This window comes from Bradyrhizobium sp. AZCC 2289, assembly GCF_036924615.1.
In the GTDB taxonomy this organism is placed as follows: domain Bacteria; phylum Pseudomonadota; class Alphaproteobacteria; order Rhizobiales; family Xanthobacteraceae; genus Bradyrhizobium.
In genome coordinates this window covers 1,419,339-1,436,677 of the sequence record NZ_JAZHRY010000001.1, presented here as the reverse complement: position 1 = coordinate 1,436,677, position 17,339 = coordinate 1,419,339, and the positions used below count along the sequence as shown (strand labels likewise).

12 protein-coding genes and 1 pseudogene are annotated in these 17,339 nt (G+C 60.2%); 9 read left to right on the top strand and 4 right to left on the bottom strand.

Features of this window, described 5'->3' with window-relative positions:
• Positions 1–359: 359 nt before the first annotated feature.
• A complete protein-coding gene (locus V1289_RS07125; protein ID WP_442895966.1) occupies positions 360–653 on the top strand; it encodes a hypothetical protein in 294 nt (97 codons plus the stop codon).
• Here the strand turns inward: V1289_RS07125 and V1289_RS07120 are convergent.
• A complete protein-coding gene (locus V1289_RS07120) occupies positions 631–1,206 on the bottom strand; it encodes a GNAT family N-acetyltransferase (RefSeq protein ID WP_334396270.1) in 576 nt (191 codons plus the stop codon). The two genes, V1289_RS07125 and V1289_RS07120, sit on opposite strands and share 23 nt — an antisense overlap.
• A gap of 438 nt (positions 1,207–1,644) precedes the next feature.
• Here V1289_RS07120 and leuC point away from each other — a divergent pair, with 438 nt between their 5' ends.
• The 6 genes from leuC to V1289_RS07090 all read left to right on the top strand — a co-directional run bounded on the left by leuC (position 1,645) and on the right by V1289_RS07090 (position 7,553).
• Positions 1,645–3,033 carry a 3-isopropylmalate dehydratase large subunit gene (leuC, locus tag V1289_RS07115; RefSeq protein ID WP_334407321.1) on the top strand — a complete coding sequence of 463 codons (1,389 nt, stop codon included), beginning with the start codon at positions 1,645–1,647 and terminating at the stop codon, positions 3,031–3,033.
• A gap of 1 nt (position 3,034) precedes the next feature.
• Positions 3,035–3,670, top strand: coding sequence for a 3-isopropylmalate dehydratase small subunit (gene leuD, locus V1289_RS07110; RefSeq protein ID WP_334396268.1), 636 nt, complete (start codon positions 3,035–3,037; stop codon positions 3,668–3,670).
• Positions 3,667–4,803, top strand: coding sequence for a 3-isopropylmalate dehydrogenase (gene leuB, locus V1289_RS07105; RefSeq protein ID WP_334396267.1), 1,137 nt, complete (start codon positions 3,667–3,669; stop codon positions 4,801–4,803). Before leuD ends, leuB begins: the two co-directional genes overlap by 4 nt.
• Positions 4,803–5,849: an ABC transporter substrate-binding protein gene (locus V1289_RS07100; RefSeq protein ID WP_334396266.1), complete on the top strand. Its 1,047-nt coding sequence runs from the start codon at positions 4,803–4,805 to the stop codon at positions 5,847–5,849. Before leuB ends, V1289_RS07100 begins: the two co-directional genes overlap by 1 nt.
• Positions 5,850–5,917: 68 nt before the next feature.
• Positions 5,918–6,679 (top strand): ABC transporter ATP-binding protein, encoded by a 762-nt coding sequence (locus V1289_RS07095; RefSeq protein ID WP_334396265.1) that lies wholly within the window; start codon positions 5,918–5,920, stop codon positions 6,677–6,679.
• 139 nt (positions 6,680–6,818) lie between these two features.
• Positions 6,819–7,553, top strand: a complete 735-nt coding sequence (locus tag V1289_RS07090) for an ABC transporter permease (protein ID WP_334396264.1) — start codon at positions 6,819–6,821, stop codon at positions 7,551–7,553.
• A gap of 719 nt (positions 7,554–8,272) precedes the next feature.
• On the opposite strand, the gene V1289_RS07085 is transcribed toward V1289_RS07090, so the two are convergent.
• On the bottom strand, positions 8,273–11,905 hold the full coding sequence (locus V1289_RS07085; protein WP_334396263.1) for a hypothetical protein: 3,633 nt from the start codon (positions 11,903–11,905) through the stop codon (positions 8,273–8,275).
• A gap of 558 nt (positions 11,906–12,463) precedes the next feature.
• Between V1289_RS07085 and V1289_RS07080 the strand changes: the two genes are divergently transcribed.
• A protein-coding gene (locus tag V1289_RS07080; RefSeq protein WP_334396262.1) for an IS630 family transposase occupies positions 12,464–13,614 on the top strand; the annotation gives its coding sequence in 2 pieces (ribosomal slippage) (positions 12,464–12,926 and positions 12,926–13,614; 1,152 coding nt in all).
• A 281-nt stretch (positions 13,615–13,895) separates the two neighbouring features.
• Here V1289_RS07080 and V1289_RS07075 read toward each other — a convergent pair.
• Both V1289_RS07075 and V1289_RS07070 read right to left on the bottom strand, forming a co-directional pair.
• Positions 13,896–15,002, bottom strand: coding sequence for a Fic family protein (locus V1289_RS07075; RefSeq protein ID WP_334396261.1), 1,107 nt, complete (start codon positions 15,000–15,002; stop codon positions 13,896–13,898).
• Between the two features lie 536 nt (positions 15,003–15,538).
• Positions 15,539–16,009 (bottom strand): annotated as a pseudogene (locus tag V1289_RS07070) (integrase core domain-containing protein); the annotation flags it as partial.
• A gap of 94 nt (positions 16,010–16,103) precedes the next feature.
• On the opposite strand from V1289_RS07070, the gene V1289_RS07065 reads away from it, so the two are divergent.
• Complete coding sequence (locus tag V1289_RS07065; RefSeq protein WP_442895965.1) at positions 16,104–17,330, top strand: acyl-CoA dehydrogenase family protein; 1,227 nt, start codon at positions 16,104–16,106, stop codon at positions 17,328–17,330.
• Positions 17,331–17,339 lie beyond the last annotated feature (9 nt).

The window sequence follows — 17,339 nt, the reverse complement described above, 5'->3', positions numbered from 1 at the left end:
GCATAGCGGCATCGCAAAACATCTGAAGCCCGCGCGGAGAAATCCGCCGCGGGCTTTTTTATTGGAATTTTCGAATCGGACGGCGGCCGCACGTCACGACGCCACATCTCCCATGCCCGTCGCCTGAGCGTCGTCTGCGCGCCGTCGCCCGAGCCTTCCACTTGAACATCAATGAGCCGGCACGCGCGAAGCGGCGATCGACGCACTGGTCAACTGCTCGTTTGGGACTAGGTGATGGGACTTGGCACGACCGATCCGCTTGCGGGATTTGCATCCGTTACATTGAATCTCGCGGTCTCCGTCTATTTCGCCAAGCGAGGCTTCGAAAACGTCGCGCGTACCATTAAGCGAGGATCACCATGCGAGAGGCCGACATTCGGACGATCGTAGCCGAAATGCTGGTTGAACAACAAAGGCTTTGTCACAACGAAATCGACGCCGTGGTTCTAAAGACGCTCACGACGATCTTGACGTCCTTCGGGATCGAGGAGGAGGACCGCAAGGAGCTACGCGCGGACTTTCAGCACTTGCGACGCTGGCGCAGATGCGTCGAACAGGCGCAGAGTTACACACTCAGGGCGGTCATCACCATGATCGTCACTGTCTTTGCCGGCGCGGTCTGGTTTGGCGTCAAGGCGGCTCTCGGCAAATGATGGATGTCACGCTGTTGGCCTCGTGCCCGGCCCATGCCATCCCTTGTTCGGCGGTCTGAGGAGCGGTTGCACAATATGGCGAAGCGGCAGTCGAAGCATGGGCGCGCGAAAGGGTATTTCTGACCAGGAAATCGAGAAAGCGAGGCGGTGCCTCGGGTAACGGGCTTGATCCGCTTGGACATCGGGTAGCCGGAAGTGCTGCCGAGCCTGCCCCGGGTGGTCCTTCTTCGGAATACCCTTGGGCAAGATAGAAGCGCCGCGCAGTCTCGGCACTCTCGAGCTTGCACACTTCGTTGCCTCGCTCGATTGCGCGCTTTTCGAGACTAGCCAGCAAGGTCGTGCTCACGCCGCAGAATCTCGCGTCCGGTGAAACGTAGTTCAGCGTGATCTCGCCACCGTCGGTAACACAGCCGACGACCAGGATGTCGTTGTTCTCAATGGCAACGAGCAGCGAATTTTTCGGCCTGATCCACGACCGAAATGTTTCCGGCGTCTTATTGCTCAGCCATCTTCCAAGAATTGCCGGGTCATTCTTGTGATCGGCGACGCACAACTCCGCGATCGACCGCCTCGTGACTTCGCAGGCGGCGGTGCCATCTTCCGGGGTGGCCTGGCGGTGCCGCGCAAGCAGCCGATTTCGACAATCCCCAGATTGTGCGCGCGAAGGCCACCATCGCCAGGGCGGCGTACAGCGCAAGGCCCGCCGCGCCGTTAGCTGTTCCATGACGTTCCGGCATATCAAGCCCCCCCGCGGTATGAGATTGTATCGCCCAGAAGCGGATCAGGGTTCATGGCGGGGACAAGGGCTGCCGGCGTCTGTGCCCAGTCAAGCAGCCTCTTTCACCTTCGACCCTAGCCGAGGTACCGGCGATTATGCTTTGATGCGCGCGGGCTGATGCCTGAACAACAAGCCGTGCAAAACGGCGACCGGCGGCCAGGGCTGCCGGGCCAAATCAAAGGGAGGCGTGCCTTGGCGAACTCCGGCCGTACCATGTTGGCCAAGATCTGGGACCAGCATGTCATCGCGCGGCTTGGCGATGATACCGATCTACTCCATGTGGACCGCCACCTGCTGCACGACCTCGGCGGGTCGCGGGGCCTCCTCGATGTCAAAAGTCGCGGCCTTTCCGTCCACAATCCGGAACTGACGTTCGCAACGCCGGACCACACGATTTCGACGGCGCGCGGACGCGCGGGTACGATCAAGATTGGGCAGGAATTGCTGGCGGCCTTGCGGGCGGAAACGTCTGCCAGCGGCATCCAGATGTTCGATATTGACGAGCCAGGGCAGGGGATCGTTCATGTCATCGGGCCTGAACTTGGTCTGAGCCTGCCGGGTTGCCTGATCGTGTGCGGTGACAGTCATACCTGCACCCATGGAGGCCTGGGAGCGCTGGCCTTCGGCATCGGCTCGAGTGAGTTGACGCATGTGCTGGCCACACAGGCGCTGATCCAGCGCCGGCCAAAAACCATGCGCGTGAGGTTCGAAGGCAAGCTGTCGGTCGGTGTCACGGCCAAGGATCTGATCCTTGCGCTGATCGGCCACGTCGGAGCTGCGGGCGGCACGGGATATGCCGTCGAATATGCCGGCAGTGCGATGCGCGAAATGCCGGTCGAGGGGCGGCTCACCATCTGCAATTTGTCGATCGAACTTGGTGCCAAAATGGGTATGGTCGCCCCGGACGAGAAGACTTTTGAGTATCTGCGCGGGCGTCCCTATGCGCCTCAAGGCGAGATCTGGGAGCAGGCCGTGAAGGCGTGGCGCGAGCTTCCGAGCGACCCCGACGCCGATTTCGACCAGGAAGTCGTAATCGATGTCACGAAGATCGTCCCGCAGGTGACCTGGGGCATTAGCCCGGAACATGTCATCGGGATCGATGGCCGCATTCCTGATCCCGAGGCAATTGACGATCCGGCGCGCCGCGCTGCGGTCGAGACCGCGCTGGATTATATGGGCTTAAAACCGGGTGCCGCGATCGCCGGTACACCGGTCGACTGGGTCTTCATCGGCTCCTGCACCAATAGCCGCCTGAGCGATCTCCGCGCTGCGGCTGAAGTCGCGCGCGGCCGCAAGGTTGCCGCGGGCGTGCGGGCCTGGATCGTGCCCGGCTCGGAGACGGTCAAGCGCGATGCGGTCGCCGAAGGGCTCGACAAGCTGTTCATCGACGCCGGCTTCGAATGGCGCGAGCCGGGATGCTCGATGTGTCTCGCCGCCAATGGCGAAACCGTGGCGCCGGGCCAGCGTTCGGTCTCCACCTCCAACCGAAATTTTGTCGGCCGTCAGGGACCTCAGGCCCGGACCCATCTGGCGAGCCCGGCGATGGCCGCGGCCGCCGCGATCGCCGGTGCCATTGCCGATGTGCGGATGATGGAGCGTTGACATGCCGAAGCCATTCAACAGGCTGACCGCGATCGCCGCACCGATCATGCGCGGCAATATCGATACCGACGTTATCATCCGCATCGAGCGGCTGGTCGGAAATTCCATCCGCGGCACGCTGGGCAAATGGGCCTTTGGCGTGCTCCGTTATCTGCCTGATGGTTCGGAAAATCCTGAATTCATCCTGAATCGCGAACCTTATCGACAAGCTGAAATTCTTGTCACTGGCCCGAATTTCGGCTGCGGCTCTTCTCGTGAGGGTGCCGTATGGTCGCTGCAGGAGATGGGCATCCGTGCCATCATCGGCTCAGGCTTCGGCGACATTTTTTTTGCGAACTGCTTCCAGAACGGAATTCTCCCGATCGTCGTCGACAGGGAGATCGTCGACGGGCTCGCTGCGGAGATCGAAATCACCCAGGGCGCAGGGCGGATTGGCATCGATCTCGAGGGGCAGACGATTACGTCGCCAACGGGCAAGAGACACAGTTTCGAGATCGATCCGCGCCGGCGCGAGGGCCTCTTACGAGGGCTCGATGAGGTTGCGTTGACGCTGCAGCGTGACGACGAAATCCGGGCCTTCCAGACCTCCGACCGCGGGACGCGGCCATGGATCCATTTTGCAGGGAAATCGGCATGAATAATCGCTCCAATATGGTCAAGATAGCCGTAGTCGGAGGCGAGGGCATCGGCCCCGAAGTGACGGCGCAGTCGCGCCGGGTTCTCAACTGGTTTGCCGCCAAACGCGGCGTGCCCATGACGATGCGCGAAGCGCAATACGGCATCATCCCGTATCTTGCGACCGGAAAGGTACTGCCCGACGATACCGTTGAGGCGATGGGAGAGGCCGACGCCATCTTATGGGGCGCGACCGGTGGCCCCGAAACCAAGGAGGTGCCGGCGGCGCGCAAGGCGGGTAGCTTGCTTGGGCTGCGAAGCAAATACGACCTTTATGCCAATTTGCGGCCGATCGTTGCCAATCCGGCGCTATCGGATTCCGCGCCCCCCAAGGCACATGTGCTGAAAGGCGTCGACTTTGTCATCATTCGCGAACTGACCAGCGGCATCTATTTCGGCGAGCCGCGCGGCATCGAGACGCTCGTCGATGGGCAGCGGCGCGGTTTCAATACCGAGCAATACACCACCAGCCAAATTCGCCGCGTGGCGCGGTCGGCGTTCGAACTGGCGCGTACTCGCAGGAACAAGGTCTGTTCGGTGGACAAGGCCAATGTGCTTGAGACCAGTGTGGTATGGCGTGAAGAAGTTATCGCTTTGCATAGAGAAGAATTTTCCGACGTCGATCTCACCCATCTATATGTCGACAACGCAGCCATGCAGATCGTTCGCGAACCCGCCCAGTTCGACGTGATGGTGACTGGAAATATCTTCGGCGACATCCTGTCCGACTGCGCCGCGATGGCATCTGGCTCGCTCGGCATGCTGCCGTCAGCTTCGCTTGGTCCAGTGGACAAGTTCGGCCGTCGCAAGGCGTTGTATGAACCGGTTCACGGCAGCGCGCCCGATATTGCAGGCAAAGGCATCGCCAATCCGCTCGGCTCGATCTTGAGTGTCGCAATGATGCTCCGCCTGACGCTGAATCGGCCCGAGGATGCGGATTTGCTTGAGAAGGCGGTAGACGTGGCCTTGGCCGTCGGCGCACGAACCGCCGATATCGCCGAGCCGGGTGCAAAGAAACTCTCAACGATGGAAATGGGCGATGCAGTGCTGAGCGCGCTTGAAAAAGTCGCCGGCAGGGAGAGGGAGCGCGCATAATGGCCTATGTTGCAAGGCGTTCGGCACTGACGATTATCGCGGGCGGCGGTTTCGCCCTGGCCGCGGGGAGGGCGAGAGCCGAAGACAAGATCGGTCGCGCGATCTATCCGGTCGCGGTCCCCGTGTATCAGACGCACTTCATCGCGGATCGGGTCGGATACTTCAAGGACGCGGGCCTCGACTGCAAATTGGTTCAGGGCGGCAGCGGCGTCAAGACGCGTGAGATCGTTGCATCGTCGCAAGGTGACATCGGCATCGGCGATATTACCCATCCAATGCAGCTTAGCAATCATGGTCGTGCGGGGCGCGTCCTGATGCCGGTCGATACCCGCTCGAGCTCGGTAATGTTCATTATCCGCAAGGATTTGTTCGACCAGGGTATCAATACACTCGAAGCGTTGACTACCTGGAAACGGCCGGATGGACGCAAGCCGATTGTTTCGGTCTCGTCATTGGGTGGTACCAACCACGTCTGGGCTTCCTATTACATGGAGACAATGGGGGTCGATCAGATGGTGACGTGGATCGGGACCGGCAACGTCGACACCATGCTGGGTTCGTTGAAGACCAAGCAGGTCGACGTGCTTGTGAGTTCGCTGTCGCTATTGAACGATGCCAGGGAACAGGGTTGGGGCACCCTGTTGTTTGACGGAACGGACGAAACGATCTGGAATAGATATATCGGCGGCAAGGTTCCGGTGACATCACATTTCACTCTTCAATCGACGATCGACAAAGATCCGGCCAAGATGCAGGCCTTTGTCACGGCAATCTGGCGGGCGACACAATGGGTCAAGACGCATACGCCCGAGCAAATTTACGACGCGATCGAGCCCTATGTTGGCAGCACTTCGCGCGCCGCCAATATCCTCGAAATCACGGCGCTGCAAAAGGTCGCCGACTATGAGGCGAGCATCGATGCGGCGGGCTTCGCCCGCGGCGAAAAAGTCTGGTTCCGGGAAATGACCGGGATCAAGCCGCTCACCATTGCCGAAGTCGTCAGCCCGACGTTCGTCGAAGCGGCGCGAAAGGCGTATCCCGCTTGAATTTACCGACGCTATCTCCGGCGCCTGTCGCCCAGCCTGCCGGTGCCGAGCGTATCGACGTCAGGAGTTTGAGCAAATCATTTCAGCTCGGGGGAGCGGCGATCGAGGCGGTGCGCGACGTTTCCTTCAGGGTCCGGCGCGGTGAGTTTGTTGCGTTGCTCGGACCGTCCGGCTCCGGCAAGAGCACAATCCTCAACATGATCGCGACGCTGGTAAAGCCGAGCAATGGGCAGATTTTGATCGACGGCAAGCCGGTCATTGCCGGCAAAGCGACGCCGAATGTCGGCTATGTCTTCCAGCGCGACACGCTGTTTCCCTGGCGCACCGTTGCCGACAACATCGGCTACGGGTTGCAACTTGCCGGCGTCGCTGACGCCGAGCGCAAGGAGCGTGTCGCCGCCTGCGTCGCACAGGCGGGCCTGGAGGAGTTCGAGCAGGCGTACCCTTCGGCCCTCTCCGGCGGCATGCGCCAGCGCGCGGCACGGATGCGAACCTTGGTGGTAGAGCCGCAGATCCTGCTGATGGACGAGCCGTTCGGTGCGCTCGATACCCATACCAAGATCGATATGCATGAGGTGTTGCTGCGGATCTGGGATCGCGAGCAGCAAACCGTCTTGTTCGTGACGCACGACCTCGGTGAAGCCCTGACGCTAGCCGACCGCATCATCCTGTTCTCGGCGCGTCCCGGCCGGATCAAGGACATGTTCGACGTGGATTTTGCGCGGCCGCGCGATGCGGTGAAGGTGCGGGAGACGCCGCGTTACGCCGAATTGTTCCAGCACATCTGGCATTCGCTTGGCGAGGAGTTCGTCAAGGGGCGTAGCCCATGAGGATGCCGCGACACCGCGCCAACACGTTGGCATGGCAGATATCGATCTGCATTGTCGTGCTGTCGATCTGGCAGTGGGGCTACGATCTGCATACCAGATTTCCATCGCTGGTTCCGGACCTGCTCGATCCCTCTATTTTGTGTCGAAGCCATCGGAGATTTTGGAACATTTCCTGATTCTGAGTTGCCTCAAGTCCAAGCTGGGCATGTTCAACGGCTGGCTCAACGGCGACTTCGCCAAATGCATGGCGCGAAACGAGAACAACCTCTGGATCGCGACCGCCATTACGCTGAAGAACACCTTTTTCGGATTTGTCTTTGGCGTGTCGTCGGGCTTTGCGGCGGGATTGCTGCTGGGGCGCTCGGACCGGCTGAGCGATATCTTTCAGCCCTTTATCACCGCGGTTAATTCGATTCCCCGCATCGCGTTGGCGCCGATCATCGTATTGGCGTTCGGAATAGGTGACACGTCAAAGGTCGTGACATCGTGGATCGTGGTAGTGTTTCTGGTGTTCTTCAACACCTTCGAAGGCGCGCGCTCGATTGACGAAGGCTACATTAACGCCGCGCGCCTATTGGGAGCCAGCGAATGGCAGATTACCCGCACGGTGGTGATTCCATCGACCATGGCCTGGGTGTTTGCCTCGCTGTCTCCGGCGATATCCTTTGCGCTGATAGGCGTCATTGTCGGCGAGTTCATCGGTGCGGAACGCGGTATCGGACGCCTCATCATCGAGTCCGAAGCACGGGCGGAGGCCTCGGGCATGATGGTCGCCGTTATCGTGCTGATGTTGGTTGGTGTTGCACTATCGGCGATGATCTGGCGGCTGCAGGCATATCTGTTGCGCTGGCAGCGGCATAATATGGCGGAGTAGCCATTCTTCCATACCGAACTCGCTTTCCACGGCATCCACACCTCCCGCTTGCAAAGAAGCGAAAAGTGTAACCCATGTGTCCGGTACGAAATGTCACCTATGTCTCGGGTTGCTCAATTTCCTTCGCCAATCTACGATTTTCTGCGATCGCGTTCGCTCGATGGTGGCGCTTGGAGCTTCATCGGCTGTAAGCAATAGCGATCTATGCAGAGGTGAGGCCCTGCAAGATGCCCAATGATGGATTGGAGCGAGAGTTTAATTTTTTCAATTAGTTAGAAGGCCTCGTGTGCACGATGTGTGCACCGTGAGATCAAAGAAAATCTAACGACAACCAACGTGCGCAGCCCGGAATGAACGCACTGCAGTGTCGGCGGCGGGCCGTCGTTTTCGGGAGCGGAGTGTCTCGTTCGGCAAGCCGCGAATTTGCGCTGGTCAATTGCCGAGGGTCCAGTTCGCGGAATGAGTGGTCATGGAATGGCCGCTCCTGGCGGATTACCCTCCCAGCAGTTCTCACCGTTGACGACCTTGCCGATCGCGATCAAGTCCGATGACCGCGTCAATTGTTCAATGGAGGTCGTCGCCATCGCAGTTTCAATCCGATGCAGCGAAGAGCGAGCTGCCGGAATTAATAGCCGCAAGGATCAGCTTCGTCGAAAACCTGCGATGTGATAGGCTGACGCTGGTAAGTTCACATCACCGTTCGTCTCCGCTTCGATCCTTCAGGTGATCCGCAGATTGTCGAGCGTCAGGCGCGCGGCGAAACGCGGGCCGGTGTCGACGAAGTTGCTGTCCTTAAGCGTCTCGTAGCGCGGCTCGTCCGGATAGGTCCCCGGCCGCAGCCGCTCCACTTCTTCAGCGAAGACCGACCACTTGTAGCGACGGTATTCGTCGTCGCTGAGATGGAACGCGGCGGTCCAGGTCATACAGGCGGAGCTGCAGCCAGCCTCGATGGCGCGCACGACCTCGGAGTCGGGCAAGCCATCGCCCACCGGCAAGCGCCGGCGGATCAGGCTGAAGTACATCCTCGGTGCCTGCGCCGGCGACGACTCGGGATGTCCGTTGTTGTCACCGGGTCCGGACGCGATGCCTTCGACCGCGGCCGTGACCTCGATCTGCTTTCGCTCGGGATCGAGGTAACGTGCCGTGGCCTTGAGCTTACGCTCAGGCATGATTTGCGCCCATTCGACGATCGGCTCGGATACCTGCAGCGCCCGGGGCGCATTCGCCTGGAACCGCACCAGCCCCAGGCGTATGAAGGGATACACGGCTCCGCAGGGATTAAGTTCCAGATCGGCGTACCAGGTTTCCTGGTCAACATCGAAGCGTGGAGCGTAGGTGATGAGCGAAACGGCCATGAATCCTCCCGGCGGTTGTGCCGCTCTGAGTTCCGCGGCATCCGCGTCGGCCGGCACCGGCATCAGCACGTTCTCGACCAAGACCGGCCCCTTGGGGTGTCTCGCGGGCGGGTCCGTGAATGCTGCGTCCTTGCTCACGCCGGGGAAATTCTCCTTGGACAGCAACCAACCCTGCGCGCCGCCGTACGATCGGATCGGGTCCGCTCCCCAGCGCGTCACCCAACCGCCACCGGGGCCGAGATCCACGTCCTGCAGCTCTGCAATCTTGCTGCCATCGTCCGGCAGCTTGCGAAGGTCGATGTCCAGACGGTCTTCGGGAGGCGGCTTGACGTGGTCGTAGCGGAGGTTACCGACGTTGGCATCGAACAGATTGGGCGGCCAGATCACCACACCGAACCGTTCGCCTTCGCCGGCCGAGAACCACGGGCGTTTCGCGCGCACGCGTACCCGCACCGCGCGGCTCACGAATACCGGCGACACCTTGGCGTTCGCCGGCGTCGGCACGTTGTCGCTCCACGCGAACGAGGGAATCGGGCTGAGCGAAGCTATGCGCGCCGGCCGCACCGTCGCAGGCAGCCAGCGCCGGTCCATGACCGCTATCGTGACCTCCTTTTTCTCCTCCTCCGTCGCATCCGGCTGCAGGGGCTTGGGTCTCGTGAGCCCCTCGGGTAGCTCGTCGTAGCGCGTGCGCAGCGCGCCTGCGTGGCGCGCGATGGCGACAGCAGAAATCTCAAGCCAGCGCGCCCGCGTGTCCGGAAAAGAAGTCGGGCGGAAGGCCCGCAACGGGGGATCGTTCGCAACTATTTGCTGTCCGGGCACAGGCTCGAGCGCCTTGGCCTGACGCTGCAAATCGAGCAGGTCCAGCCGAACCTCGCCGGGCGAAGCCTTGTTCGGACCCGAAGGGATTCCTTCAATGCGCAGCAGCGTGGACGATTCCGGTTCGAAAGAAACCGATCCGTCATCGGCCGGATCAAACCCGAACAGCCGCTTGGCCTTCATCGGCACCTGCGCATCCGGCCTCGGCCACAACCCGCGTGCGCGGTCGTCGCGCGTGCGACCGCGCTCCACGTCATCGAAGCGCCCACGGGCGACGGCGGTGCCGGTCGCGCGGATCTCGATCGCACCGGTGCTCGGGCCGTGAACAGTGAGCGATCCGTCGATCAGGGCGTCGACCGCGTCCGCCATTTGGTTTTCCAGCGTCCAATTGTCGGACTTGCAGAGATCACCAAGGATTGGTTTGCACTCTTTCTCAGATTTCAGCAGAGTGTCGATGTTTTCCGTCTTGTCCGTTTGGCCCGTCACTCGCAGCAACTGCCACTTCCGGCCGACCACTGCCATGGGTACGTGATTCGGCAGGTCGAGTGCGTGCACCGCTTCAATCTCGGTGACCGCCGAAATCACCGGGATCGGTTCCAGCAGCATGCGCTTGCGGATTTCCTGGGCCATCCTGAGCATACGCCCAGGTGCCGGCATCGGCAGCCGCCCCGCAAAGGTGAACGTGCCGTCGGAAGTGTCTTTATTCTTGTCGCCACTCAAATCGATTGAAGTCAGCTGTTTCAGCCCAGTCTCGAAGACATCGTCAACGACAGGAGCGAATGAGGTAATGCTAGCCTCAGTGATAGGTGCTCCGGCCATTTTTTGCACAAGTCCCCTCGCGACCGCGAGGGTCGCAAGCGACTCGTGAGCACCCCACATGTAGGCAAGAAAGGCCGCGCTCGGGACGCACCAGCAGCGGATGCGTGCCTCCTCGCCGGGCGCAAGCGCCACCGTTACGTGGGCGGCCGCTATCGACCGGCCGGGCGGCGGCGTATGCGGGATGTTCCCATAGTCGGTTTTGCCGTTGAACTTGATCAAATCTTGCTTGCCGTTTCCGCGAACGAGATCGAGCACAACCGGGACGGCATCGGGATAGTCCGGCGACGCGGGGCCGTCGAGCGCATCAGTTTTATAAAACGGCAGAGTTTCTATCGCGTGGCGTTGCGCGCCGTCGCCGTCGAACCCGGTGCCGCGGACCGCGACCTCGATGACCAGCGTCACGGCAGCGGGATCTGAATAGTAGGGCTGGCGCTCGACCTCGTTCTCGCGATCGGCCGGCAGCGGCCGGAACACGGCGGTGCCCGATCGGTCGCTCTGCCCTTCCTCTTTCGCAAAAATACCGATCGAGCTCCAAAGGATTTTTCGCTCGTTCGCTTCATCTTTGAAAACGATCTCGCCGTTGCCTTTGACACGGTGAAGGATTTCGCCCTCGTCGCTCATCGCGGCTGGTCTCGTCACCGGAACGCCTTTCTTCGGCGGGACTAGTCCCGCCGAAGCCTTGGCCCGATAAACCGGGAATCCGCCCCAGGCGGCCCGGTGATCGACGCCCTGCAAGCCGCCTCGCGGCCGCGACGCCACCGTGTAGGGCCGCCACGCGACCCGAACATTGCCCCATACGGCTCCGCCCGGATGGTTACGGTCGGGAATCGGCACGAACTCTAAATGTTCCTCCTCGCCGGCAACCGCATGCGTCTCATCATCGTTTGGATCGGGCTTGTCACCCTGTAGGACTCGGGGCTCGCACATTTTGACGTTGCGCTCGATGTACTTGCCGGTCTTGTCGCGGAACGCGTCATGCAGGGCTGCGAAGTCGAGGGACCCGTGCGCGACGCCAACGAGTTGATCATCATTAAGCTGGTAATCGAGTTGATCAGAAAGGGCGGGGTCCGGCTTGAGGGCGGTCCTGATGAAAAGCTTAACGGCGGGGGAGGCGCTTGTGATTTGCTTATTATCCGAGTTGCCTAGGATAATCTCGCGAAACAGACTGGAGGCTGCTTTGGCGCGCCGCGCGAGACGCTCGCCTCCCTTATTCTTTTGATGATCGACCTCGGCTTGCACAGGTCGCGAGACGATAAGGTGCACCTCGGCAAAATCTCCCCACCGATCCCAATCAAGCTCTTCAAGGGCCCGACGAGCAAACAGATTGGTGTCTGGAAACAGATATAGAATCCTCGGAGACATCTTAGGCATCCCGGCTAGCGCCACACTTCCTCACCCTTAACCCCAAAGCTAATCGCATCTGCATAGGGTTGAAGGACCTCGCTAGGAATTGCGTAGGTGATCGGCAATGATTGGCCCGCAGATACCAATCCGCTGGTCACCATGCCTAGCACGGCGCCTGACGTCGGATCGCAAACGACCCCACCGCTGATTCCACCAATAGCGGTCGTGCTGATTTGCAGCAGGCGGGTCTCGGTGTTCTTGGTAGCAGGGATGATTGCACTCACAATGCCGGCGTCGTGAGCGCCAGGAACATATCCTTTCCTAACGGGTAATCTTCCTCGACTAAGCGCACGATCGATTGGCTTGTCCCACAAGAGTCCGACGTAGCTGATAAGGAATCGTGTAGCGCCAACTTGATCTTAAAGAGCGATCTTAGAAGCATTGAGTTAGTTAATGTCGCCGTACGCGGGCGGGATTCGTGAACAGAGCAGGGGGCTAGTCGGCCGCTTCAATTAATTTGAACGGCGATGGGTTTTGTGATTCGATTCCGTCGCAACGCGGGCGACGGAGGCAATCATGGCTGCGAAGGAGATTTCGGTAAAGAAGTATGTTGTTCGGCTGAGCTGCGAGGAACGCGAACAGCTTGAAGCGCTGATACGGAAAGGCAAAAGCCCGGCGCAGCGGCTGCTGAAGGCGCGGATATTGTTGAAGGCCGATGTGTCGGAAGCGGGTGAAGGCTGGAGTGACAACCGGATTATCAAGGCGCTGGAGACCAGCGCCTCGATGGTTTACCGGGTGCGGAAGCAATTGGTGGAAGAAGGCTTCGAGGCTGTGTTGAGCCGCAAGCAACGGGCGACACCGGCGGTTGCACGGATTTTTGACGGCGAGAAAGAAGCCAAATTGATTGCCCTGGCTTGTTCCAAACCTCCCAAGGGACGCGCGCGCTGGACCTTGCGGCTGTTGGAGAAAAAGGTCGTGGAACTGCAAATTGTCGATCGCGCCAGCGACTCGACAATTGGGCGGGCACTAAAAAAAACATTCTCCAGCCCCATCGCCAGCAGTGCTGGGTCATCCCGCCGAAGGCCAATGGCGCGTTCGTAGCCGCCATGGAAGATGTGCTGGCGGTCTACACGCGGCCACGCGATCCCGATTACCCGCTGGTGTGCCTGGACGAGACCTCCAAGCAGTTCCTTGCCGAGACGCGCCTGCCGATCCCGATGAAGCGGGGACGCCCGGCCCGCTGCGATTACGAGTACGAGCGCAACGGCACCGCCAACCTCTTCATGATGTTTGCACCGCTCGAAGGCTGGCGCCACGTCAAGGTCACCGATCGCCATACCGCCGTGGACTACGCTCACGTCTTGAAAGACTTGGCCGATGTCCACTTCTCAAGCGCCAAGACCATTGTTCTGGTTCAGGACAATCTCAACATCCACAGCAAGGCGTCACTTTATGAAGCTTTCCCGGCTGCTGAAGCCAGGCGCCTGGTCGAGCGCTTCGAATGGCACTACACTCCAAAGCACGGCAGTTGGCTTGATCTGGCAGAGTCCGAACTCGGCGTCCTGTCGTCCCAGTGCCTCGATCGCCGGATTCCCGACAAACAGACCCTCGTCGAGGAAATCGTTGCTTGGCAACACGACCGCAACGCCAACCACACCAAGGCCAATTGGCACTTTTCAACATCCAACGCACGTATCAAACTCAAGCACCTCTACCCCTCAATCTGAATGAATCGGGCGACTAGCCTTTTTGGTCCGGCCGCTTCCGCTTTTGCTGGTGACGCGGACGATCTGGCCTGCCTCCCGGCGTGCCTTGGGGCCGCGTGGCTTTCTTCCACTTCCTGACTAACCTCGATCGGTTCGACGTCCAGCTGTCCGTCAAGCGATTATGACCGGCCGCGCGACGGCCGAGGGATTCCCTCATCGACCGGCAACGGCTGCAGCCTGTTGCGCACCAACTTTGTTGGGGAGTGCTTGCTTCTGACGGCCGCGTTTGCTTGCAACAGTGATCAAGAGGAGACGAGGGAGTAGCTTGTACTTCGGCCCCCACCTTCGTCCTTGGCGAGGATGCCCTGATCAACGAGATCCTGAATGTCGCGCAAGGCTGTATCGGGCGAGCACTTCTCAATCGTTGCCCATTTGCTCGATGTCAGTTTGCCCTCGAAACCGTCTAGCAGACGGTTCAGCATTTCGCGCTGCCGGTCATTGATCCTGGCAGCGGCATGCCGTTTCCAGAATTCCGTCTTTTCAAGCACAGCTGCGAGAATAGTCTCAGCTCCACTGAATGCGCGGTCGAGACAGCCCAAGAACCACTCAAGCCACGGCGTGACGTTGAGATCGCCCTTCTGGGTGCTCTCCAGCATACCGTAGTAGGCCTCCCGTTCCGCGCGTATCTGGGCGGACATGCTGTAGAAACGCTGCGGAATTCCTTCAGAACGGGCAAGCGACATGTCGGCGATGGCGCGCGCGATACGTCCGTTGCCGTCCTCGAAGGGATGGATGGTCACGAACCAGAGATGGGCGATTGCGGCCTTGATGATCGGATCGATTTTCTCTTCGGTGTTGTACCAATCAAGGAACGCGGTCATTTCAGCGTCGAGTTTTTCGGCGGTCGGCGCCTCGTAATGCACGCGCTCACGACCGTAGTCGCCGGAAACGACCTGCATCGGTCCTGCCGACCCGTCGCGCCAGGCTCCCACAGCGATCTTCTTCATGTTGCTGCGGCCCGTTGGAAAGAGCGACGCGTGCCAGCCGAAGAGTCTCTCTGCCGTGAGCTCGGCTTTGAACTCCTGAGTGGCGTCGAGCATCATCTCGACAACGCCTTCGACATTGCGATCCGCCGACGGCAAGGCGCCCGCGTCCATGCCAAGCCGACGCGCCAGCGATGAGCGCACCGCATCCTTGTCGAGTTTTTCTCCCTCGATTTCACTGGACTTGAGGACTTCTTCGGTCAGGGTGGTCAGGACGGCCTCCTCCTGCTGGGGGAAACCCAATGCCTGCATCCGGCCTATGAGCTGTCCCTGCCGCAGCCGGACGGTTGCCAGCTGCTTCGTCAGGGCATCGGTATCCCAGGAAAAGTGAGGCCAATTAGGTAGTTGGTGGATATAGCTCGGCATTCTCCGCACTCCTTGCGGAGAATATGGCAGCTTTTCACCGCAACCGGAAGGATATTCACCGCAAATTATGCGGAGAATATAGTGGCTATTCTCCGCATTGGGCCTGAAAGAATGAGCAAAGGTTAGCCGGGAAGGTTCCGCAAACCATCTCGCCCTGAGCGACGTTCCCCACTCTCCAATTCGGCCACCGCCGCTCAAACGTGCCTTGCGACGGATCGCTCTGCCGATGCTTTGGCTGAAGGGACCTTCCGTACCCTTGAGGAGACGGTGATGGCAGAGCGGGCCGTTCGTTTCGCAGAATGAGTATAACCCGCCCCCTTTTCGGGCCGTTCGTTGATCCGGCAAATCGAAGCCGAGCGAATGCTCGAAGAGGTTCGTTCGATTCGCAGGGCAGGGCCTCGGGTGTACGGCAATCGAAGCGGGACCGGACGATTGATCCAGTTTGATCATGCCGTTCACCTTCTATTGAGGTGCTACCCAAACCACCCGCTCCAAGCTTTCAATTCCAGCCCGGCGACATAGGTAACAGGTCGTACCTAAGACATAGGTGACAACCTCGGGCCGAACGGGTTGTCGAGGGGTTGCAGGGTTTTCTGCTCCAGGTCGAAGTATCCAAGGTCATAGTGCATGAAGCTGACGAGCCAAATGCCGTCATCGACTTCCTTGATGCCGAGTTTCTGGCCGGCCAGCACGGTTGAGATGTTGATCCTCTTGCGATGCAGGCAGAGCCGGCCGCAAGCGGTGACCAGCAGCTCGCGATCGTGGAGTGGATAGTTCAGTTCGGGCAAGCCATCGTAAGGGCGTGGTGAGGCGAGGTAGAGTTCGACGGGGCATTTCATGTCGAGCGCCTCATGCGGCCGTTCGGCATTGAACTCGCGGACGAAGGCATCGAAGCGTTCCTGCTGCTGCAGGCTGTTGGAGCCCGGCGGGCGGGTTGTTTCCGTCTTGAGGGTGAGGTGCATGCGCTCGCGACGCCCGTTCTGCTGTGGATGACCTGGCTGTTTCCTGCATGCCTTGAACATTGCTGATCTGGCGATAGACTGAAGGGATAGTTTTCGGCCGCATCCAGATCACAACGACGGGCCGAGCGAGGAAACGCCAATGGCAGGGAACGGCCGCAGGCCAGATGCAAGCACGCCCGCGGGACCGGGTGCAGACACCTATGTTGCCATGGTCGCGCGTGCCGAGGCGCTAATCCCGAAATTGCGCGAGCGCGCTTCCAAGACCGAAGACCTGCGGCGCCTGCCGCCGGAGACCGAACGCGACTTGCACGACGCCGGTTTGTTCCGAATCGTACAGCCCAAACGCGTTGGCGGCTCCGAGCTCGATTATGTGGCGCTGGTCGACTGTGCCGATGCGCTCGGCCGGGCCGATGCTTCTGCGGCGTGGAATTTTGCCAATCTCGCAAGTCATCACTGGATGCTGGGGATGTTCGATCGGCATGCGCAGGATGCGGTCTGGAGCAAGGACGCCGACGCATTGATTGCGTCCTCCTTTATCTTCGCGGCCGGTCGGGCCACGAAAGTCGAAGGTGGATATAGGCTGAACGGCCATTGGCCGTTTTCCTCAGGCGTGGAGTCCTGCGAATGGAATATGCTCGCCAGCGTCGTTTCGTCCGAAGATGAAGCTGAAGGCGTCGAGTACCGGATTTTCCTGCTCAACAAGAGCGATTACAAGATCAACGACACCTGGAACGCGACGGGTTTGCGGGGAACGGGATCGAACGATGTCAGAGTCGTGGATGCATTTGTTGCGCATCGGATGACGATTGCGGTCGGCGATCTGACCGGCGGACCGACGCCGGGTAGTTCCGTCAATCCGAACGCGCTTTATGCTCTACCGGTGTTTTCGCTGTTTCCTTATGTGCTGTCCGGGGTAGGTCTTGGCAACGCGCAAGCCTGTCTGGATGACTACGTCGAAATCGCTCGACATCGCGCCTCGACCTATAATCGCACCAAGGTCGGCGACATGCAGAGCACCCAGATCAAGATCGCGGAAGCCTCGGCCAAGATAGATGCGGCGCGTCTCATCATGCGTACAAACTGCCTCGAGGCGATGGCGGATGCAAGGCGGGGCCACGTTCCCAATATCGCTGCCAAGACGAGACTGCGGCGTGACGGCGCGTTTTCGGTCAATCTCTGCACCGATGCGGTGTCGCTGCTGTTTACGGCGAGTGGCGCACGGAGCCTGTTTACGTCGGGTGCGCTGCAGCGGCAGTTTCGCGATGCGCATGCGGTGAATTCACACCTCGCGTTCAATTTCGACGCGGCGGGGACCAATTATGGACGCGTGGCGCTTGGCCTGCCGTCCGAAAACTTGACGCTTTGAGGCCGGTGG